Source organism: Ruegeria sp. YTSC106, from assembly GCF_059609765.1.
In genome coordinates this window covers 161,115-181,503 of the sequence record NZ_JBXWMI010000004.1, presented here as the reverse complement: position 1 = coordinate 181,503, position 20,389 = coordinate 161,115, and the positions used below count along the sequence as shown (strand labels likewise).

Sequence of the window (20,389 nt, the reverse complement as noted above, 5' to 3'; positions counted from 1 at the left end):
CACTTCATGTGTGGTATCGCTGGAAGGATTCTAACCGCACCCGGGCAGGTCGGGGCAGATCTGGTGGACCTGATGGATGCGCAGGAACACCGTGGCGCAGATAGCACCGGGTTTGCAGTTTATGGGCCGCCACGAGACACCGGATACGTTTTGCGGGGGATGGGTTTTGATAAATCCCGGCAGGATGCTGACCTGGAAGCGTTTGAGGCGGTTTTGAAAGATCACGGCTCTGGCTTTCTGTCTGACCCGAAGATCGTAGCTGATGAGAACCGGCATTATTGCTTCCGGGCGGAAATCTCGGACCCGGCTGATCTGCAGGCCTGGGTGCGGGATGCAGATGAACTGACGGACCGGTTCGAAGTGCAGTCCTGTGGCCGTAGCCTTGAGATCATCAAGGATATCGGCGGGGCGGAAGCGGTTGCCGAAAAACATGGCGTGCGTGACATGATCGGAACTCACGGTCTGGGTCATGCGCGGCTTGCGACGGAAAGCTCGGTCCTGCCCAACGCTTCGCACCCGTTCTGGGCACGTCCCTTCTCGGATGTGGCGATCGTGCATAACGGCCAGATCACCGACTATTTTACATGGCGCGATAAGCTGAGCCGGAAGGGCTATCGCTTTTTGACCGAGAATGACAGCGAGTTGATTGCGGTCTGGGTCAGCGACCAGATGAAAGCTGGCCTGACGATGGAGCAGGCGCTGAAGAAGTCGATTACCTCTATCGACGGGGTATTTACATACATGATCGCAACGCCGGACGGGATCGGCTTTGCCAAGGATCGGTTCGCGATGAAGCCGCTGGTCGTGGTCAATCGCAATGGGGATCTGGCCGCCGCGACCGAGGAACAGGCTGTTCGTCGCGTGATGACCGAGGAAAGCGACGTGATCAACTATGATGGCCCTTCGCTGACCGGCATCTGGGGTGTCGGCAACCGGAGCCTGGCAGCATGAGCGAGGTAGCAAGACAGATGGATGAAATTGTCATCGAAGTCGGCAAGCGGCATATTCGTGAGGTGAACCGGGATATCATGGCCGCCTGCGCATCAGGACAGCCGATCCGGGTTGTCGATACGCTGTCGCGGCACAATCTGGGCGTGGGTCTACCGGACAATGTGGACATCACCTTCGAAGGCTCAGTGGGATATTATTGCGGCGGTTTGAATACTGGCGCCAACATCTCCATCGAACGCAATTGCGGGTGGGCCGTGGGCGAGGGGATGGCCAAGGGTCACATCACTGTCGGCGGCTATGCGGGCATGTCCTGCGGGGCGGCGATGATTGGCGGCACCATCCATGTCAAAGGTGATGCGGGGCCACGGGTGGGCGTCGCCATGAAGGGCGGCAACATCGTGGTCGAAGGCAGGATTGGCTATCAATCCGGTTTCATGGCGCACGCGGGACGGATCATTGCGCTGGGCGGTGCAGGTGAATCCTGTGCAGACGCGCTGTGGGAAGGCGAGGTTTGGGTCGCAGGAGAAGTTGACAGTCTGGGCGTGGACGTCGACGTGATCGAACCCACTGCTGAAGAGGTGGCCGAAGTCGATGCGATCCTTGATCCTTTGGGGCTGGTCGACAGCTCTCGTAACTGGCGCAAAATGGTCTCTGGCCAGCGTCTTTGGTATTTTGAAAGCAGGGACGCAAGCGCATGGCTCATGATCTGAGTAAACCCTATGAGTATCCGTTCGAAGTCGCGTCCGAGGAAGAAATAAGGTTCCGCGATGCGGGTGCGGTCGAAGGTCGGCCGGCCGGTGTGCCTTCGTCCTATGATGAGGGGGGATCGACCCGCTGGACACCCGAAGCGATATCGGAAGTTCACGCACTGGCGCAGCTTGGGCGGTATCAGGTGCGTGGCTACAATACGTTCAACAAGCAGCTGCCGACATTCGACGATTTGACATTTGTCCCGGCGACAATGACCCGCCTGCCGCTGGAAGGGTACCGCGAGAGCTGCGATACAACGACAGTTCTAGGTGGCGGGCGCGGATTGGTGGAACGGCCACTGGAACTGAAAATCCCGATCTATATCGCATCGATGTCTTTCGGCGCGCTCTCGGCCTCGGCCAAAGCGTCGCTTGGTTATGGGGCCTCGAAGGTGGGTACCATGACCTGCACCGGCGAAGGCGGCATGCTGGAAGAGGAGCGCGAAGCCTCCCAGCGCTTGCTCTACCAGATGTCGCCCGCCCGCTATGGAGTCGATCTGGATCACCTGCGCCGGGCCGATGCCTTGGAGATTGTTGTGGGGCAGGGGGCCAAACCGGGCACCGGCGGTTTGCTGCTGGGTATGAAAGTCAGCCCGCGCGTCAGCGAGATGCGCACTTTGCCGGAAGGGGTCGATCAGCGATCCACCATCCGGCATCCGGATTTTCTTGGGGCAGACGATCTGGCGGTCAAGATTGAGGAACTGCGGATCGCCACGAACTATCAGGTGCCGATCTTCATCAAGATGGGGGCAACACGGCCCCGTTTCGACGTGGCCGTGGCCGCAAAGGCCGGTGCCGATGTGGTTGTGGTTGACGGGGCTGAAGGCGGCACCGGTGCTTCGCCCGAGTTGCTGCTGAATCACACTGGCATTCCGACCATGAGTGCCATTCGCGCAGCACGCGAAGCGCTGGATGAGTGTGGGATGAGCGGCAAGGTCTCGCTTGTCGCCGCGGGGGGTATTCGATCAGGTGTGGACGCGGCCAAATGTCTGGCACTTGGGGCGGATGCGGTCATGATCGGGAACGCCGCGATGGTCGCGCTGGGGTGCAACACTCCGAGATATCTGGACGATTATAAGGCGTTGGGCACATCGCCGGGGGCGTGCCATCACTGCCATACGGGCCGCTGCCCGGTTGGGATCGCGACGCAGGACCCTGACCTTGAAGCGCGTATGAACCCGCATGCAGGTGCAGAGCGCGTGGCCCGGTATCTGACCGCGATGACAATGGAGATCACGGCGCTTGCCAAGGCCTGCGGCAAATCTTCGGTACATAATCTGGAAACCGAAGATCTGCGCGCGCTCAGTTTTCAGGCCTCGGCCTTTACCGGCGTCAAGATGGCGGGCATCGACCGGGCCTTCGACTGGTGAGGATTGCGCTTCTTGAACTGACCCTCCATCCCTTGCCACTGCTTGAGGGTCTGCCGCGGACGGCTCATCAGATCCGCGCATGGCTTGAACCGCATCTGCCCGAAGCCCGATTTTCCACGGTGGATGTGGTCGATGGCGTGCCATTGCCGCAGTTCAGGGATTTTGATGGGGTTGTTGTCGGAGGGTCCGAATTCGGCGTCTATGATGACACGGAATGGATGCGGCCCCTTCGCGATTTCCTGGAAATGTGCCGGGACCATGCCAAGCCGGTCTTCGGCATCTGCTTTGGCCATCAGATCATGGCGGATGTCTATGGGGGCAAGGCCGAGAAGACCAAGGTCGGCAATGTCGTCGGTGCACGAGGCTTTGACTATGGCGGAGCCAGCGTTGACGCCTTTGTCTGGCATCAGGATCAGGTCACGTGTGTTCCGCCTTCGGCGCAGGTGACGGGGTCGGCGGATCACTGCCCGGTAGGGGCCTTGGATTATGATTTCCCGGCCCGTTCCGTGCAATTCCATCCCGAATACAGGGCAAGCCATCTGCGTGAATTATTTGTGCGCGGGCGCGACGTGTTTCTTACCGCGCGCGAGGCGGACGAGGGGCTGGCCTCACTTGAAACGGCGCATGTATCGAAGGATCTGGCCGCTTTGCAGGCGGTTGAATTGTTTCGCAATGCCAGCGGTGGGCCGTGAGATCTAACAGCCCGCTTGATCCTGATCAATTCCGGCTTTGAAGTACTGTGTATACTGTATCCATAACGTGGTGGAGGAGGCCGCGAGATGTCGGGATACACAGATTTCTTTCAGAAAATAGCGCGGATTGTCAGTACACCTCGGGATGAAAGCCTGAGTGACAGGGAGCTTTCAGACCTTGGGTTGTCCCGCGCGGATCTGGCTATGTTGCGATCGGGCGCGCCACAGGCACGAGAGCGTATAATTACCATGGCCGGGCAATTCGGACTGACCGAGGCAGATCTGAACGCGCACTCGGAACTGGGGTTGGAGCTGGCGGAAAAATGCGGGCATTGCCTTCAGGCCGAAACCTGCCGTGACGCAATCCGGGCGGGCGCGCGTCTTCCCCAGGGCAAGTGCCCAAATGCTGGAATTTATCGCGCTCTCTTGGATGGTTAGCGTCCGCTGGGGCTTTCCTTCGGGCTCAGTTTTCTTCGACCTGCGATCTTGAACCGATCCGCGGTCCCAAAATCCTTCAACCCGACACCCGCCGCGAATTCTGCAAACACAGGGGCGTGCTTGAACAAATGGCCAGAGCATCCGCCAGCGAACAGCACGTTTTCATGCTCGGGGTGCCAGTCGGCAATGAAATGTGTATCCGGGGTCAGAATGATCTGGTTGAACTTGGAATCCACAACCCGTTGCCCCTCCAGCCCCGGCAGCCGGTGACGGATATAGCTGCGTGTGCGGCCCAGCGTTTCCTGGCGGATCAGCCGTTCATCATTGTCCAGATCGATCTTGTCCGGGATGACAACCGCGGCCTTTACGCCGGATCCTTCGGACGACGGCAGGCCAAAGGACCCTTGCCCGTGATCGATCCAGCAGGGCATTCGGCTCATGTCGAAATCTTCCGACCCGTCGGGTGTCGAGGTGTAGAGGACATTGACGCCAACTACGGTCGAGATCGGCTTGATCGTTCTGGGAAACATGTCGGCCATCCATGGGCCGGTCGCCATGATGATCAGATCGGCCTCAAGCGGTTTGTCGTCAAGCATCGGACGTTCCGACCCATCCGTGGTGACGCGACCGCGCCGTACTTTGCCTCCTGCCTTTCGGAACAGATCCAAACCGGTCAGAACGCATCGATGGGCCATCAGCATTCCGGCTTCGGGTTCGAACAACGCATATTCGATGTCGGTGACCTTGAACTGAGGGAACCGCGATTCGATATCCTGCTGACCGAATTTGTAGTAGGGCACCCCGACCCGGTCGAAAGTCTGTGCGGTTGCGTCTTCCCAATCGCAATGTCCCGCAGTCGCCAGAATCAACGCGCCGCATTCGTACATCAGGTTCTGGCCGCTTTCGGCCTGCAGTTCCAGCCATCGCAGGCGGCTTTCGCGCGCCCACCGCGTATAGAACTCGTCCCGCCCGGATATGGCACGGATCACTCTGTTGTAATCTGTTGAAGATGCACGGGAATGTCCCGGTTCCCACCTGTCGATCAGTGTCACGGTCTCGCCGCGCCGTTGCAGTGTAAGCGCCGTCATGACGCCAACTATGCCGCCTCCGACAACGATAACCGAGCTTTTGGACATGGCGCAGATTTTCCTTGTTTCCTGACTGGCTTTGTGAATACTGTATACAGAATACAGCAATTATAAAGCTAAAAACAGGGAGCACGCGCAAATGAGTTCGGGGTTTGATCTGCCCGAGGGCACGCATACCGTCATTCTTGGTGTCGGGGATCTCAACGGCATCATGCGTGGCAAGCGCATTCCGGCCAGCCATTGGGATCATGTCTGCAAAAGCGGCAATGCTCTGTCGATTGCGCTGCTGGCGATCGATATGACCTGCGACGTCTGGGATACGCCTTACGTCAATTTCGACAACGGTTATCCCGACATGCATGTCTTTCCGATGACAAAGCCTGTCGCCGTCCCGTGGGAGCCGGGCGTGGCCGTCTGTTTTGGCCGCGCTGAGGGCATGGATCACAAACCGGTGCCGATCGATCCGCGTCAGGCTTTGGTGCGGCAGGTGGACCGGGCCCGCGATATGGGGTTCGAGGTGAATGTCGGCACGGAACTGGAATTCTACCTTCTGGACCCGGAAACCGGCCAGCCGCGCGACACGGGCATCCAGGTCTACGGCCTGGGCCGCGCCGCCCGGATGGAACACATCGTTGGCCCGATCCGTCAGCAGATCAATGAATGTGGCATTCCCATCGAACAGTCCAACCCGGAATATGCAGCCGGCCAGATCGAGGTCAATATTCGTTATGGTGAAGCTCTGGCAGCTGCGGATCGTGTCGTTCTGTTCAAATCTCTGATCCGCCAGTTGGGCATCGCGCACGACTATCTGGCGACGTTCATGCCCAAGCCGTTTTTTGATCAATCGGGCAACGGGTTTCATACGCATTACTCGCTGTGGAAGGACGGCAAAAACGTCTTTGCCGACAATGGCAAGATCAATGACATCGGCAAATCCTTCATCGCAGGTCTGCAACAGCGCATGTGCGAGACGGCGATTTGCGGCAGCGGCACGGTCAACGGATATCGCCGTCGCCAGCCCTATACATTCTGCCCGATCAACACGAGCAGGGGCTATGACAACCGGACAGTTGGTATCCGGGTCATCGAAGGCTCGGACAGCGCCGTGCGGGTGGAAAAGCGCGACGCTGGTGCAGACGCCAACCCGTATCTGTTGCTTGCGGCCGAGATTGCCGCCGGGCTCGACGGGATCGAACAGGGGCTGTCCCCCTCTGAGCCGACGACAGGCAACGGGTATGAGGAAGGGATCGGAGATCCAATTCCCACCGATTTGCCAACCGCCATCAAACTGGCGCGCGGATCAGAATGGCTACGGGATGTCATGGACGAAATGCTGTGGGATCTGGTGCTGCAACAGGCGGAGCGAGAGCTGGAATTCTTCAATCAACAGGTCACCCAGGTCGAACTGGACCGCTACCTGAGGGCGTTCTGATGCACTTGGGCAAGGTCGCTGGAACTGTCACGGCAACTGCCAAGGATGCCAGGCTTGTTGGAACAAAGCTGCTGGTGACGGATCTGGTCGACAGCAAGGGCAGCTTGATCGATCCCGCACGGGTTGCGGTCGATACCTGCGGCGCTGGGGTTGGGGACATGGTTCTGGTTGTCAGCGGGTCTGCGGCCCGTATGGCGACCGGGTTGTCCACGGCCCCCGTGGACATGGCCATCATCGCGGTGATCGACCGCGTCTCGACGACCTGAATCACGATACGCGAAACATCAATTTTGGGAGGAACAAAAAATGGCGAAACCAGTGGCAGGGCAGATGGCCCTGGGCATGATCGAAACACGTGGCCTGGTCGGCGCGATTGAAGCCGCGGATGCGATGGTTAAGGCAGCCAGTGTTGCCATCGTGGGTCAGACCAAGGCTGGCGGCGGGCTGGTGACGACCCTCGTGCGCGGAGAGGTCGGCGCGGTCAAGGCCGCCACCGATGCCGGCGCAACAGCGGCCAACAAGGTGGGCGAGGTCGTCTCGGTTCACGTGATCGCACGACCGCATGACGAGCTTGAGGCAATCATCGACGGGCTGGGTGCCGGGTCGTCGGCCTGATCAACCCCTTTGAGGAGGTACCATGTCAGCCGGTTTCGAGGATTTCACGCGCGCGGTGACACGTGGCGCGACACGGGATGCACCCGTTGCCCAAAGGTTTGAGCGCATTGCAGTATTGGGTGGCGGCCCGGATGCCCGTCTCCTGGCAGCGCTGTGTCTGGCGGAAGGGGCTGAGGTTACGCTGTTTTCGGCCTATGGGGCGGAACTGTCACTGCTTGCCCAATCCTCGGGCATTGGCATTAGCGGCGAAGGGCCTGTGGGCACGTATCAGGTGGATCGCGACGGGCCTTCAATCCGCACCACGGCAGAGTTGGATGCAGCAGTGCGGGGCGCACAGGCGATTTTTCTGACCGGACCGATCCATAAACAGCGCACCTATTCCATGGTGCTGGCCGATCATCTGCACGATGGTCAGGTGCTGGTTCTGGCACCGGGTCGTTCTCTGGGCGCGGTTGAAGCGGTCTGGATGCTGCGAATAGGAGGCTGTACCGCAGACGTAACTCTTGTCGAGGTACAGGGCCTGCCGTACTGGTATCAGGCTGAAGGTGCAGGGCTGACCTTGACGCAGGCGGCGCCGATGGCTGCGGCAACACTGCCGCGTGGACGCACGGACGTTCTTGAGGCGCTGCGACCCTACCTTTCAAACATCTTGCCGCTGGATTCGGTTCTGGCGTCAGGCTTCGCCGATCTTTCCGCAGCGGTCGAGATACCGGTATTGATCCTTGGTGGCGCTGGGCTGGGGTCTGGTGGACCGGATGTGCCGATGGGCGGGGTGCCGCTGGAAGGCAACCGGACATTTGCCGCACTCATAGGACCGGATCAGCGTGAGGTGATCCATGGATTGGCTGACGAAAGGCGACAGGTCGCACAGGCCTTTGGCGTTCGAAACCTGCCCGAGACCGATGACTGGATCACGACCTTTGCCGGAGCCGAGCGTGGATCGGGTGCGCGTCCGGTCCCGGATCGGCAGGCCGCGCGCCAGTTGATGCGCGACGGCGTATTGGGGTCATTGGTGCCCCTCGTTTCAGCCGCAAAGCTCGCAGGTTTGACCGCACCTTTGACGGAAAGCCTGATCTGCGTGACAGACCGTCTTCTGGGTGCTGACGTGGCCGCGTCCGGGCGCAGGCTGGAGACCATCGGAATTTCCGCAGGCGATGTCGATCAGGCCCGCCGCATCTTTGACACCATTGCCACCGGAGCCTCGTGATGGACGCTGATCTGAAATCCATCGCCGCCGCACGGCGCGCTGCTGAAACGGCTTTCGAAGCATATCGCGCCTTTCTCGGCACTGACCCGGCACAGGTGGATGCCATCGTCGATGCCATGGCTCGGGCGATCGAACCTGAAGCCGAACGGTTGGGGCAATTGGCGGTCGAGGAAACCGGGTACGGCAATGTACCAGACAAGCGGGTCAAGAATCTGTTCAACGCATTGTCGGTCGCCGATTACCTGCGGGATGTTACGACGCTGGGCCTGTTGTGGCGGGACGACGCGACAAAGATCGCAGCTTTCGGAGAGCCGATGGGTGTGGTCGCGGCGCTTATCCCGGTGACAAATCCAACATCCACGATCATCTACAAGGTTCTGTCTGCGGTGAAGGCGGGAAATGCCGTTGTCTGCGCCCCGCATCCGCGCGGCGTGGAATGCGGGAAGGAAACCGTCCGCATCATGGCACGCGTTGCCGAACAGATGGGCGCGCCCAAGGGGTTGATACAATGCCTGGACGCCGTGACGATTCAAGGCACCGCCGAGTTGATGAAGCATCGCCGCACTTCTGTCGTCATGGCGACTGGTGGCCCAGCTATGGTCAAGGCCGCCTATTCCAGCGGTAAGCCGACGCTCGCAGTAGGGGCGGGGAACGTGCCGTGTTACGTGCACAAATCCAAGGCCCGCGATCTGTCCGAAGTTGCCGAGATGATCGTGACGTCAAAAAGCTTCGACTACGGCACGGCCTGTGTCAGTGAACAGGCAGTGGTCGCCGATCCTGAAATTGCTCGCGATCTGCGCCACGAACTGAAACTCAAAGGCGCTTACTTCTGTACCCCGGCCGAGGCTGATCGACTGGCACGGGTCATCTTTAAAGGAGTGCAGGCAATGGATCCCGAACGCGTCGGCCAAAGCCCTCAGGCGCTGGCCGATGCTGCGGGGTTCTCGATTCCGCCGCGCACGCGCTGTCTGGTGTCGGAAGAAACCGAAGTGGGGTGGCAACGCCCGCTTTCGGCCGAAAAGCTGAACCCGGTGCTGGCCTTTTACGAGGCGAAGTCCACCGATCACGGCATCGAACTGGCGCAATCCATTGCCAAATTCGAAGGTTGGGGGCATTCCTCGGTCATCCATTCCGACGATCCCGAGGTGGTCGCTCGTTTTTCTACCGTGCCCACGGGCCGGGTCCTGGTGAACACGCCGGGGATAATGGGCGGAATGGGGTATTCCACCGACCTTGAACCTTCCTTCATGCTGGGTACCGGCACGTGGTCGGGGTCGATCACCTCGGACAACGTCACCGCCCTGCATCTCATCAACATAAAGCGGGTCGCTTACGAAAGCAGACCCTGGCGCGACATTTACGAGGAGTATGGCGCATGAGCGAGATCACGATCCGGGCGCTGATGCAGATCGACAACCTGCAACCGAAATTCGCCGCCTATAACGGTGCGACGGTGCAAGGGTCAGTGCCTTTGTCCGGTGACACCGTGCTGATCGGAGAGTTCGCGCCGGGCAATGGCGTATTCTCGCTGATCGACAGGGCACTCAAGGCGTCCTCGGTCGAGGCGACGACGCAGATGGTAGAGCGCGAGTTCGGATTCTTCATCCTCCGCTCGCCTTCAAACGCCGAAGTGTCCGCTGCACGGGACGCGATGCTGGCCGAACTTGGGGCTTCCATGACAGACCGTTTAAAGCCTGCGATCAGTTCCACACAGATCATTACCAGTGTCGAACCCTATCAGGCGCAGCTTTTGAACAAATGGCGCAAGGGTGCGTTGATCGTGCCGGGGCAGACGTTGGGGATCGTGGAATGCGCGCCCGCCGCCTACATCTCGATTGCCGCAAATGAGGCCGAGAAAGCCGCCGAGATTGACATCGTCGAGGTGCGCGCGGTGGGGCGGTTTGGTCGCTTGTTCATCTCGGGTTCTGAAAACTCGGTCGAAACCGCCGTTGAGGCCGCGACGCGTGCAGTCGAGGCGGTGGACGGGCAGGGCGGTTGATGGCAACCCCACGCGTCATAGGCTCGGATGCGGTCGAAGATGCGCGCCGCCGGGGCAGGATCGTATTCGAGGTTTTGCCGGGTGACATCGTGACGGCCCTCGCGCGTGAAACCGCAGAGCGTGTTGGTATCTCATTGGTGGACGGCCCGCTGGAGCGACCGAAACCGCCGCGTACGGATGGTGCTGTTTCAATGCGCCGGGTGCTGTACCGTCGTTCACCCAAATGGGTTGCGCCTTCGCGTGCGCCGCGCAAAGCCCGCAGGCTGGGCAAGCTTGCCTTGATCGGGGCAGGGGGTGTTGGCGGAAATATCGCGCATCTGGCGGCGATGGCAGACATAGCCGATGAAATCGCGCTGATCGACATCACTCCGGGATTTGCGGCTTCTACCGCGCTGGACCTCAATCATACGTCCGGGATCACCGGTGCGAGGGCCCGATGTGTCGGTGGCGAAGCGATGGATCTGGTGGCCGGGGCAGACGTGGTTGTCGTCACTGCCGGACGAGCCCGCCGTCCGGGCATGACACGTGCAGATCTGATCGATGTGAACGCCCGCGTGATCCGTCAGTCAGCCGAAGCCATCCGGTCAGCCGCGCCTGATGCAATCGTGATCGTAGTGACCAACCCGCTGGACGAAATGACGGTCGAGATGCTGCGCGCTTCAGGTTTTCCCCGCGAACGGGTTTTGGGTATGGCAGGAACGCTGGACAGCAGCCGGTTTCGCAACGCGCTGGCGATGGCCGCAGGTGTCACACCTGTGGACGTCGAAGCGTTCACACTTGGCAGCCATGGGGATGAAATGGCCCCGATCCCCAGCCGTGCGAAGATCAAGGGGCGTCCGCTGGATGTATTTCTGTCCCGCGAACAGATCGAAGCCTGCGTTCAGGATGCGATCACCGGGGGTGGTCAGGTGGTCGCGCTCCGGAAATCAGGTTCTGCAACGATAGCTCCGGCTCATGCTTCGATCGAATTGATTGATCACATTCGGGGTGCGCGGACAGGCCCGGTTCCGGTGTCGGTCATGTTGCGGGGTGAATACGGCATCGACGGTGTCGTGCTGGGAGTGCCAGCCCATCTTGGTGCAGGCGGATTGGTAGAGGTTGAGGAGCTGCGGCTAACTGCCGAAGAAAACGCGGCATTGAAAAACGCGGCCGAGGCGATCCGGGTGAGGCTGGGCCTGTGACCGTGCGCTTTTGGAAATCCGGCGGACGGTTTGAAGAAGTGGCCTCGTACTCTCGGGCCAAACGCATCGGCCCCTTTGTCTGGGTTGCCGGAACAACGGCCATCGAGCCGACGGGCCGCATCCACGCGCCGGGAAACGTTGGCGCACAGACCCTTTATATCCTGTCACGTATCGAGGACGCGCTGAAAGAGGTTGGCGCCGAACTGCGACATGTGGGGCGGGTGCGCGCCTACCTGACCGATCTGTCCCAAGCAGGCGCGTTCGCGCAGGCGCATGGCGAATTTTTCACGGGGATTGATCCAGCTCTGACAGCCGTTCAGGCAGGGCTTACCCAGCCCGGACTGATGGTGGAAATTGACGTGGATGCTGTGATCCACGGTGAAAACGGCGAAATCAGCGGATTCTGAACATGAGTCTTCAAGAAAGGATTTGATCGAACCATCTTCTTGTGTACTGTATACAGAATACAAGAAAGGCATAATGAGACACAGGGAGCTAATGTGATGATCAAGACAGCGCTGCTCAGCGGAACATGCATCGCGCTCATGGCCTCGGCGGCCGGAGCGGAAATCAAGGTAGGATTCATTGGATCGCTTTCTTCGGACACAGGATTGTCGACCCTGCGCGGGGCCGAGATTGCGATTGAAGAGCTCAACGCAAATGGTGGCGTGATGGGCGAACAGATCACCCTGGTCTCGGCAGATACCGGACAGGATCCGACCGAAGGCATCCGGGCCTATGAATACCTTGCGGAAACGGAAGAGGTTGATTTCATCATCTCGGGTTCGATTGACGATGTGTCGCTGGGATGGCTGCCCCGAATGCAGGAGTACCGGATTCCAACGCTGGACACTTGGACATCCTATATCGGCATCATCGACATGGTTGTCGAAGACCCTGAGGGCATGGCGCCCTATTTCATGAACATCGCCTCGGATGAGGCGCTGGCCACGTTGTACATCAACTTTGGCGCGGATGTTCTGAAGGAAAAGATGGGGTGGGATTCCGTTGTCATTCTGGCGGAAGATACTGCCTTTGGCGAGGCAATCACCGGCCTTGTCACCGAAGCGCTTGCACCGGTTGCCGGCATCGAGGTCAAGGACATCATCACCTATGACGTTGCCACCGTCGATTTCGCTCCGATCTTCAGCCGCGCGCAAGATACCGGGGCGGACTTCATCTATCAGGTCTCGTCGGTGAATTCGCAGGTTGTGTCATCGCAATATGTTAAGCTTCAGGTGCCGATGGCGATGACGGGTGTGAACGTCGCTGCACTGGGGATGGAGTATTGGGAAGATACGGGCGGTGCCGGGGGCGGTATCTCGACCTTGTCGCCAATTCCTTCAGTTGGATTTCGGCTTGATCCGGCCAGCCAGGAATTTGTCGACACCTATCAGGCCAAGTATAACAGCCGTCCGCTGCTGCCGCATTTCAACGGGTTCAATGCCTATCATGGGCTGAAACAGGCCATGGCCGCAGCCGAGGAGGCCGGTGGTTTCGACAATGTCGAAGGCTGGGCCGATGCAATGAAGAAACAGGATCTGGTTCTTGAGTTGGATGGCCAGCTGTGGCTGCGCTACGCCTTCTGGGGTGATGACGAGGTAGAGCCTGTGACCGGCCGGACGTACCCGCACAATATCCGTTTTGATCTGTCCGAGCCGTTTGATGATGCCGCACCGTCAATGGTTGTGGTCCAGTGGTACGAGGACGGCACCGCCGCCGTTGTCTACCCCGAGAAATACGCGACGGGTGAATTCACTTTGCCAAGCTGGGTCAAGCAGTAACCTGTCCGTTCGCTTAGCTTGAAACGGGTGCGCGAGGGCGCGCACCCGCAGTCAGGGATCCTTACATGTTGCAAATACTGATCCAGGGGCTTTTGCTCAGCGGTCTCTATGCGCTTATCGCAATGGGTTTCACGCTGATCTTCAGTATCGGTCGAGTCCTGAACCTGGCCTACGGTGCCTATCTGATGGTCGGCGGATACATGTATTTCTGGGTGTCTCAGACCTTGGGAATGCCCAAGCTGATGGGCGTGGTTGTGGCCGTCCTACTGGGCGTTCTGATGGGGGTTCTGAAATATCGCCTTATCGTCAAGACTCTGAAAGGGGATCATGTAGCGGTCGAGATTTCGACGCTGATCCTTGCGGTCGTGATTCAGGCGGGGATCGTTCTTGTCTTTGGTGACAGCAGCAAGATCCTGCTGCCAATCGTACCGGGTGTGATCAACGTGGCCGGGGCATCTGTCACCTATAACATCCTGATCGCAACGGTGATCAGTTGGGCCATTCTGTTAGGGCTTTATGCCTTTGTGCGTCTGACACATACAGGGCGGGCGATGCAGGCGGTTTCGATGGACGCCAAAGGGGCAGCAATTTCCGGGATCGACCCGGACCGGATCAACCTGATCACATGGGGTATCTCGGGTGCCCTGGGGGCCTTGGGCGGCGTGTTTTTTGCCAGCTATACGCAGCTCTCGCCATCAATGTGGGTCGCGCCTCTGATCATTTCGGTGGCCGTCGTCATTGTGGGTGGCATCGGATCGATCATCGGCACGCTGGTCGTTGCTCACATCGTCGGCTTTCTCGAAGTCATAGTTGTCGCCACCCTGGCGCCGGAACTGCGCGGCGTCTTCACAATGCTGCTGATCATCGGCGTGCTGGTGACGCGACCGCAGGGTCTGTTTGGCCGCGAGGAGTTGTAACATGGGTCTGCGCTGGTTTCACTTTGTCCTCTGGGGCGGCCTGATTGCGGGGATGCTGCTGCTACCTCAAGTGGTCTCGAATGGCACACTGCGAACAATGATCTTTGCCAACTATCTGGCCATCTTCGCCATCAGCTGGGACGTGCTGTCGGGAAAGACGGGGTACGTGAGTTTCGGCCACCCTTTCCTGATCGGTATCGGAGCTTATACGACTGCCATCCTGACCAAACGATTTGACGTGCCGGTCGAAATCTCAATCCCTGTGGCCGTGTTGGTCACAATGATCGCGGGTCTTATTGTGTTGTTGCCCGCTCTACGCATTCGCGGCAGCTACTTCGCGCTGGTCACACTGGCCTTCATGGAACTGCTCTATCAGCTGGTTCAGGTGATCCGCCCGGATCTGACCGGCGGAACACGTGGTATGTCAGGGATACAAACTCTCACACGTGGCGCGGCCAACGGATACTATTTGTCCACGGCGCTAATGCTAAGTGTTGCAGTCAGCATGTGGCTGCTGATGAAAACCCGGGTAGGGACCGCTTTGGCTGCAATCGGAATGAATGAAGAAAGCGTTCGTGGTTCAGGTCTCAGCACTACGCGGCTTAAGGCGTTTGCGTTCCTGACCAGCGCTCTTGTCGCCGGGCTGGGAGGGGCTTTTTATGTCCACTACCTTGGCTCGCTTGCACCGCGGGCGCTGTTCGACATCAACTTTCTCTTCACCATCATAGTTGCGGCATTGCTGGGCGGAACATCGACCATTATCGGCCCCATGATCGGTGCGTTCTTCATGACGTTCCTTCTGGAGTACCTGCGTCCCGTGCTTCCCGGAGCAGAACGGTATTTCGTCTACGGTGCTATTGCACTGCTTCTCTACATGTATCAGCCAAAGGGATTGGTTGAACTTGCTCAACGCGGCTTTCAACGGCTGCGGAAAGGGGGGCTGACATGACCGTTGCATTGAAAGTGTCTGGTCTTGTCAAACGGTTTGGCGGGCTGGTAGCCACGAATGATCTGTCCTTTTCCCTGCAAGAAGGAGAGTCGCTGGGCCTGATCGGGCCGAATGGCGCGGGAAAGACAACGGTTTTCAGCCAGATCATGGGTGAGTTGCGGCAGAACAGCGGTACAATCGAGCTGTTCGGGCAAGAAATCTCGGCGCTGTCGACGCCGCAACGTATTCGGGCTGGGGTCAGCAGGACCTATCAGATTCCGCGTCCGTTTGGTGACATGAGTGTTGCCGAAAATATCAGGGTGGGCCTGATGCCGGACGACATCTGGCGTATGATCGTTTCGCGTCCGGATACGGAACGGGAAAAGGAACTTGCGCTGAGTGTCGGATTCACGGAAACGGATCTGAACCGTTCACCGTCCGAATTGGCTATGGGTGATTTGCGCAAGCTCGAAATGGCCCGAACCATGGCCACGGCACCGCGTGTCATGTTGCTGGATGAGGTGTTTGCAGGTCTGACAGTCGGTGAAATCGCGCAGATTTCCGATCTCATACAATCCATGCGCAAGGACGGGATGACCTTTTTGATCGTCAGCCATGACTTGCCGGCGCTGGAACCGCTAATCGACCGCGCCATCGCCATCGAGCGGGGCACCATGATTGCCGAAGGCTCGTTCAGCGACGTGATGAACGACACGGCCGTTCAGGCCTCGTACTTGGGGAGCGTCTGATGTCCTATCTGGAAATCGAGAACCTGTCTGCGTTTTACGGCAAGGCCCAGGCGTTGACCGATATTTCGATCACGGTGCAGCCCGGTGAGATTGTCGCCGTGGTCGGCCCGAACGGTGCAGGTAAATCCACCCTGTTGGACAGCATCATGGGCCTCGTGAAAGTCGAAGGCGACATCCGCTTGCGAGGGCACAGCCTTGCCGGTCGAAGCCCTTCGGAAATCGTGCGTCACGGGGTGGGCTATGCGCCCGAGCGGTTCAACCTGTTTCCTTATATGTCAGTGCGCGAAAATCTGATGGTTGGGGCCTTCACCGCACGAGACGACATCGAAAGCAACCTTGAAATGGTGCACAGTCTTTTCCCGCGCCTGCAAGAACGGGAAGGCCAGGAGACGTCGACCCAATCCGGTGGGGAAAGGCAGATGGTGTCCTTTGGCAGGGCCTTGATGACTAGCCCGGAACTGCTGCTTGTCGATGAGCCCACAATTGGCCTAGCCCCGAAAATCTGTCACGAGATTGCTGAAGTTGTCCGTCAGCTGAACAAGGACTACGGGCTGACCGTCGTCATTACGGAACAGAATGCCAATTTTGCCCTGTCGCTTGCCAGCCGCATCTATGTGCTGGAGTCCGGACGGATGCAGACGTCGGGTACAGCTGACGAATTGAGAAATGACAAACGCTTGCTCGAGGCCTATTTCGGCGGCCATTGAGTGGCGCGGTTGGCAAGCTGGGCAGGTGCTGTCCGGCCATTCGATAGCCGGTGATTTCAGTTTCAGCCGAGTGCGTCCAGAACCTCGGTACTCACGTCAATGCCATGGGCTTCGGCGGCTACCCGTTTTGCAAGGCGACCGTCCCCCGGAACCCGTGCGGAACCGTTGCCGGAAATCTCGGCGCAGATGCGGGCGACATATTCGTTGAAGGCCGCGTTGCCGAACCGGCTGGGATCAATTGCAATCAGGGTCGCACCACCTTTGATGTTCAGGGCATCGAAGGACTCGCGTTCTTCGTTGTCCACGGACAGGGTTCCACCGGCCAGTGCTGCGCCCAACACCTCAACCATGAAGGCGATCGCGGCCCCCTTATGCTCTCCGAATGGCAACAGGCTGCGGGTTTCAAGGATGGCATTCGGGTCGGTGGAGGGCTCGCCCCGGGGGTCAAGACCGGCAGGGCGGGGCAGGTCGTGCCCCTCGGCAGCGGCCATGCGGATATCCATGAGGGCCACCATGGACGAGGCCTGATCCCAGACCACCGGCGCGTCGCCTTCGCGTGGGCAGGCAAATGACATGGGATTGGTGCCAAATACCGGGCGAACCCCACCTTGCGGAACCACCATGGACAATGAGTTGATCACGGCAAAAGCCACCAAACCTGCTTCGGCCAAGGGTTCGGTGTCAAACCGTAAGGCACCCAGATGGTGACAGTTTGTACAAGTGAACGCGGCAATGCCGTTTTCCCGTGCCATCGCGATCAGATCCTCGCGGGCTTCAGCCGCTGCAACCTGATAATAACCGTTGTCGGCGTCACAGCGCAAAACGCCCGGGGCAACCTTTTCGGTCTTGGGCGTCGCGTGCCCGTTGGCATAGCCGGACGTGAAGCTTTGGACATAGACCGGCAACATGCGCAACCCGTGGCTGCGCGGGCCGTCCCGTTCAGACCGGGTGACGATATCAGCAAGAATATCACTGCTGCGTGAGTCCACTCCGGCAGAAACAAGAACTGATTTGGCCAAGTCCCGAACTTCAGCAAGAGAAAGCGTTTTTGTCGATTGTTCGGTCATCAGTTCGAGTCCAGTCTCTATGTTTTAGCACTCATGCGCGCGCGCGAGTGTTTGCGGGATCGACAGCACATGTGTCAATGACCACGGCGTCGCGCATTTCATTGTGGACCAGCACCTGCATTTTCGTACCGGGCGCCGTCATGTTCTGTGGCACTAGTGCCATCGCAATGTCGTGGTTGCAATAATAAGAGAACCCGCCCGAGGTGACTCGGCCGATCAGCTTGCCCTGAGCGTAGACACTCTCGTCAAACATCACCGACGTTTCGCCAAAGGGCAGTTTCAGCGTGACCAGCCGCCGGTGCGTGCCTTCCTTTTTCTGTTTCAAAAGAACGGCCTTGCCTATGAAAGCGCGACCTTCGGTTACCACGAACCGGTCGAGGCCGGCCTCGTATGGCGTCATGTCCTTGCAAATCTCGCGATTGATGGCGCGATAGGATTTCTCAAGGCGCATGGATTCCAGTGCCTCAAGCCCGAAAGGTTTCACACCGGCCTTCAACAGCAGGTCGACAAGATGGCGGTTGTAACCGACCGGGTGATGCAGTTCCCACCCCAGCTCGCCGGTATAGGACACGCGAAGCAGATGAACGCCCTTGGCGTAACCCACTTCACCCATTTGCGCAGAAAGCCAGGGGAAGGTTTCGTTCGACAGGTCATTGTCGGTCAACGGTTGCAGGATCTCTCGTGCCTTGGGGCCTGCCAGAGCAATCACGCCCAGTTGTTCTGAAACATCTTCAAGAAGGACAGAGCTGTCATTGGGCAGCAAACGTCGCAGTTGATCCCAGTTGTAGGCGCGCCAGTTCGGGGTGGAGACCAGGTAAAAATCATTCTCAGCATAGCGGACGACCGTGTATTCAGCATCCATGCCGCCCTTTTGGTTCAACAAAAGCGACAGGGTCATTCGCCCCACTTTGGGCAGCCTGTTCGCCATAAGGCCATCCAGCCATTTGGCGGCCCCCGGTCCGCGCACGGTGAACTTGGTCATCGGTGACATCTCGATGAACCCGGCCACGTCACGGGTGGTGCGCACTTCTTCCTGAACGCGTTCCATGTGGTTGGTGCGACGGAAGGAATGTTCCGGAATAGCTTCCTCGCGCGATTTGGCGAACCAGCGTGGAAACTCATATCCGTTGAAGCTGGTCCAGACGGCGCCATGCGCGCTCAGCAGATCGTAGGACCCCATCGTTTTCATCGGGCGCGCGTCGGGAAAATCTTCTCCGGGAATGTGCGCGTTCATGTGGGTCCCCCACGTTTCGCGCACCTTGTCCATGGTCCACTGCTTGGACGCGTAATCCGAAAAACGGCGCGGGTCGAGTTCGGACATGTCCATGCCCGGATCCCCATCTACAATCCAGCGGGCCAGGCGTTCACCAACAGTGCCACCCCACAATATGCCGCCGGGCATGCCTTCGGCCAGCCACAGGTTTTCATGCCCCGGTGCGGGTCCCGCAAGCGGCAACTCGTCTGGTGTCATCTGGAACGGACCCCGAGTGTTGGCCTTGATACCCACCTCACCAAGTGTTGGAACCCGCTCGATGGCACGTTCCCACTGCGCTTCGACCGCGTCGAAATCTTCGGGCAGGAGGTCGGCACCAAAGTCAGGCGGCACACGATCTTCGGCGAATAGCTTGAGGTCTTTGGTGAACTCATAAGGGCCGAACTGAATGCCGCCCACGTCTTCGCGCAGATAGGCGCCGTAATCTTCATCCCGCAGGATCGGGAACTCGGGCAACCCTTGCGCGCGGCGTTCTTTGAGAAGGGGAACGGTTTCCGTTGTCCAGTATTGGTGAACGATTGGAATGCAAGGCAGATCCAGGCCAACACGGCGCGCGTTCTCGCGGGCATAGTTTCCAGTCGCGAAGACCAGATGTTCGCAAGTGATCTCCCCCTGATTGGTTGTCACCTTCCAATGACCGTTTTCCAGTTTTCCATAGGTCAGCGCTTCGGTGTTCTGAAACACTTTGGCGCCCTTTTCACGCGCCAGCTTGGCCATTGCCATGGTGATGTCGGCAGGGTTCACATAGCCGTCCTCGGTATGCAGGATGCCGCCGCGAATATTTTCCGATTGGTTGAGCAGAGGGTGCAGTTCGGCGATTTCCTCTGGAGTCAAAAGTTTGCAAGGCACACCGGCAGCTTTGGCAATCGATGCATAGGACAGGAATTCGTCCCAGCGTTCCTGCGTATTGGCGACGCGCAGCTGGCCAACTTTGCGCAGCCCGACCGAAGCGCCGATTTTCTTTTCGACTTCGGAATAGATGCGGATGGTCTCCATCGTCATCTTCGAAACGTTGTGGGACCGCACAAAGGTGACCAGCAGACCTGCCGCGTGCCAGGTGGAGCCGGAGGTCAGCGTGGTTCTCTCAAGCATGATCGCATCGGTGCACCCGTGCTGCGTCAATCCATAAAGAACCGAAGCCCCGACGCATCCGCCACCAACGACAACAACCTTGGCATGTGATTTCATTCGCTGAATTCCCTCTTGCGACTGATTTCGTTTTCAGACGGACCGTCAGCATGA

The 20,389-nt window shown here is 58.9% G+C and carries 21 protein-coding genes; 18 read left to right on the top strand and 3 right to left on the bottom strand.

All coding sequences use genetic code 11. From position 1 onward, the window contains the following. Positions 1–6: 6 nt before the first annotated feature. The 5 genes from AC2FEB_RS07475 (at position 7) to AC2FEB_RS07455 (ending at position 4,200) form a co-directional block, all read left to right on the top strand. A complete protein-coding gene (locus tag AC2FEB_RS07475; RefSeq protein ID WP_496674840.1) occupies positions 7–951 on the top strand; it encodes a class II glutamine amidotransferase domain-containing protein in 945 nt (314 codons plus the stop codon). Beyond that, positions 948–1,661, top strand: a complete 714-nt coding sequence (locus AC2FEB_RS07470) for a GltB/FmdC/FwdC-like GXGXG domain-containing protein (protein WP_117869471.1) — start codon at positions 948–950, stop codon at positions 1,659–1,661. Before AC2FEB_RS07475 ends, AC2FEB_RS07470 begins: the two co-directional genes overlap by 4 nt. Then, complete coding sequence (locus AC2FEB_RS07465) at positions 1,646–3,070, top strand: FMN-binding glutamate synthase family protein (RefSeq protein WP_117869470.1); 1,425 nt, start codon at positions 1,646–1,648, stop codon at positions 3,068–3,070. The genes AC2FEB_RS07470 and AC2FEB_RS07465 overlap by 16 nt, the downstream gene beginning before the upstream one ends. Next, positions 3,067–3,762 (top strand): type 1 glutamine amidotransferase, encoded by a 696-nt coding sequence (locus AC2FEB_RS07460; protein WP_162896791.1) that lies wholly within the window; start codon positions 3,067–3,069, stop codon positions 3,760–3,762. The genes AC2FEB_RS07465 and AC2FEB_RS07460 overlap by 4 nt, the downstream gene beginning before the upstream one ends. An 87-nt stretch (positions 3,763–3,849) precedes the next feature. Next, positions 3,850–4,200: a YjiS-like domain-containing protein gene (locus AC2FEB_RS07455; protein ID WP_117869468.1), complete on the top strand. Its 351-nt coding sequence runs from the start codon at positions 3,850–3,852 to the stop codon at positions 4,198–4,200. On the opposite strand, the gene AC2FEB_RS07450 is transcribed toward AC2FEB_RS07455, so the two are convergent. After that, positions 4,197–5,336 (bottom strand): FAD-dependent oxidoreductase, encoded by a 1,140-nt coding sequence (locus tag AC2FEB_RS07450; protein WP_117869467.1) that lies wholly within the window; start codon positions 5,334–5,336, stop codon positions 4,197–4,199. The two genes, AC2FEB_RS07455 and AC2FEB_RS07450, sit on opposite strands and share 4 nt — an antisense overlap. Positions 5,337–5,427: 91 nt before the next feature. Between AC2FEB_RS07450 and AC2FEB_RS07445 the strand changes: the two genes are divergently transcribed. From AC2FEB_RS07445 to AC2FEB_RS07385, 13 genes are all read left to right on the top strand, one after another. After that, positions 5,428–6,720: a glutamine synthetase family protein gene (locus AC2FEB_RS07445; RefSeq protein ID WP_496883933.1), complete on the top strand. Its 1,293-nt coding sequence runs from the start codon at positions 5,428–5,430 to the stop codon at positions 6,718–6,720. After that, positions 6,720–6,986 carry a EutN/CcmL family microcompartment protein gene (locus tag AC2FEB_RS07440; protein ID WP_117869465.1) on the top strand — a complete coding sequence of 89 codons (267 nt, stop codon included), beginning with the start codon at positions 6,720–6,722 and terminating at the stop codon, positions 6,984–6,986. The genes AC2FEB_RS07445 and AC2FEB_RS07440 overlap by 1 nt, the downstream gene beginning before the upstream one ends. A gap of 40 nt (positions 6,987–7,026) precedes the next feature. Next, complete coding sequence (locus tag AC2FEB_RS07435) at positions 7,027–7,335, top strand: BMC domain-containing protein (protein WP_117869464.1); 309 nt, start codon at positions 7,027–7,029, stop codon at positions 7,333–7,335. 22 nt (positions 7,336–7,357) lie between these two features. Next, positions 7,358–8,542, top strand: a complete 1,185-nt coding sequence (locus AC2FEB_RS07430; RefSeq protein ID WP_496883932.1) for a hypothetical protein — start codon at positions 7,358–7,360, stop codon at positions 8,540–8,542. Continuing rightward, on the top strand, positions 8,542–9,921 hold the full coding sequence (locus tag AC2FEB_RS07425; protein WP_299635743.1) for an aldehyde dehydrogenase family protein: 1,380 nt from the start codon (positions 8,542–8,544) through the stop codon (positions 9,919–9,921). Before AC2FEB_RS07430 ends, AC2FEB_RS07425 begins: the two co-directional genes overlap by 1 nt. Continuing rightward, a complete protein-coding gene (locus AC2FEB_RS07420) occupies positions 9,918–10,541 on the top strand; it encodes a BMC domain-containing protein (protein ID WP_117869461.1) in 624 nt (207 codons plus the stop codon). The genes AC2FEB_RS07425 and AC2FEB_RS07420 overlap by 4 nt, the downstream gene beginning before the upstream one ends. Then, positions 10,541–11,722: a malate dehydrogenase gene (locus tag AC2FEB_RS07415; protein WP_496674847.1), complete on the top strand. Its 1,182-nt coding sequence runs from the start codon at positions 10,541–10,543 to the stop codon at positions 11,720–11,722. Before AC2FEB_RS07420 ends, AC2FEB_RS07415 begins: the two co-directional genes overlap by 1 nt. Then, positions 11,719–12,129 (top strand): Rid family hydrolase, encoded by a 411-nt coding sequence (locus AC2FEB_RS07410; protein WP_496674849.1) that lies wholly within the window; start codon positions 11,719–11,721, stop codon positions 12,127–12,129. The genes AC2FEB_RS07415 and AC2FEB_RS07410 overlap by 4 nt, the downstream gene beginning before the upstream one ends. Before the next feature lie 96 nt (positions 12,130–12,225). Next, positions 12,226–13,506: an ABC transporter substrate-binding protein gene (locus tag AC2FEB_RS07405; protein WP_496674851.1), complete on the top strand. Its 1,281-nt coding sequence runs from the start codon at positions 12,226–12,228 to the stop codon at positions 13,504–13,506. Between the two features lie 65 nt (positions 13,507–13,571). Then, on the top strand, positions 13,572–14,423 hold the full coding sequence (locus tag AC2FEB_RS07400) for a branched-chain amino acid ABC transporter permease (protein WP_496674852.1): 852 nt from the start codon (positions 13,572–13,574) through the stop codon (positions 14,421–14,423). A 1-nt stretch (position 14,424) separates the two neighbouring features. After that, positions 14,425–15,372: a branched-chain amino acid ABC transporter permease gene (locus tag AC2FEB_RS07395; protein WP_299635733.1), complete on the top strand. Its 948-nt coding sequence runs from the start codon at positions 14,425–14,427 to the stop codon at positions 15,370–15,372. Next, positions 15,369–16,100, top strand: coding sequence for an ABC transporter ATP-binding protein (locus AC2FEB_RS07390; protein ID WP_299895854.1), 732 nt, complete (start codon positions 15,369–15,371; stop codon positions 16,098–16,100). Before AC2FEB_RS07395 ends, AC2FEB_RS07390 begins: the two co-directional genes overlap by 4 nt. Further along, positions 16,100–16,807 (top strand): ABC transporter ATP-binding protein, encoded by a 708-nt coding sequence (locus AC2FEB_RS07385; protein ID WP_496883931.1) that lies wholly within the window; start codon positions 16,100–16,102, stop codon positions 16,805–16,807. The genes AC2FEB_RS07390 and AC2FEB_RS07385 overlap by 1 nt, the downstream gene beginning before the upstream one ends. Positions 16,808–16,869: 62 nt before the next feature. On the opposite strand, the gene AC2FEB_RS07380 is transcribed toward AC2FEB_RS07385, so the two are convergent. Then, positions 16,870–17,874 carry an Ldh family oxidoreductase gene (locus tag AC2FEB_RS07380; protein ID WP_496674855.1) on the bottom strand — a complete coding sequence of 335 codons (1,005 nt, stop codon included), beginning with the start codon at positions 17,872–17,874 and terminating at the stop codon, positions 16,870–16,872. A gap of 31 nt (positions 17,875–17,905) precedes the next feature. After that, positions 17,906–20,335 carry a GcvT family protein gene (locus AC2FEB_RS07375; RefSeq protein WP_496883930.1) on the bottom strand — a complete coding sequence of 810 codons (2,430 nt, stop codon included), beginning with the start codon at positions 20,333–20,335 and terminating at the stop codon, positions 17,906–17,908. Positions 20,336–20,389 lie beyond the last annotated feature (54 nt).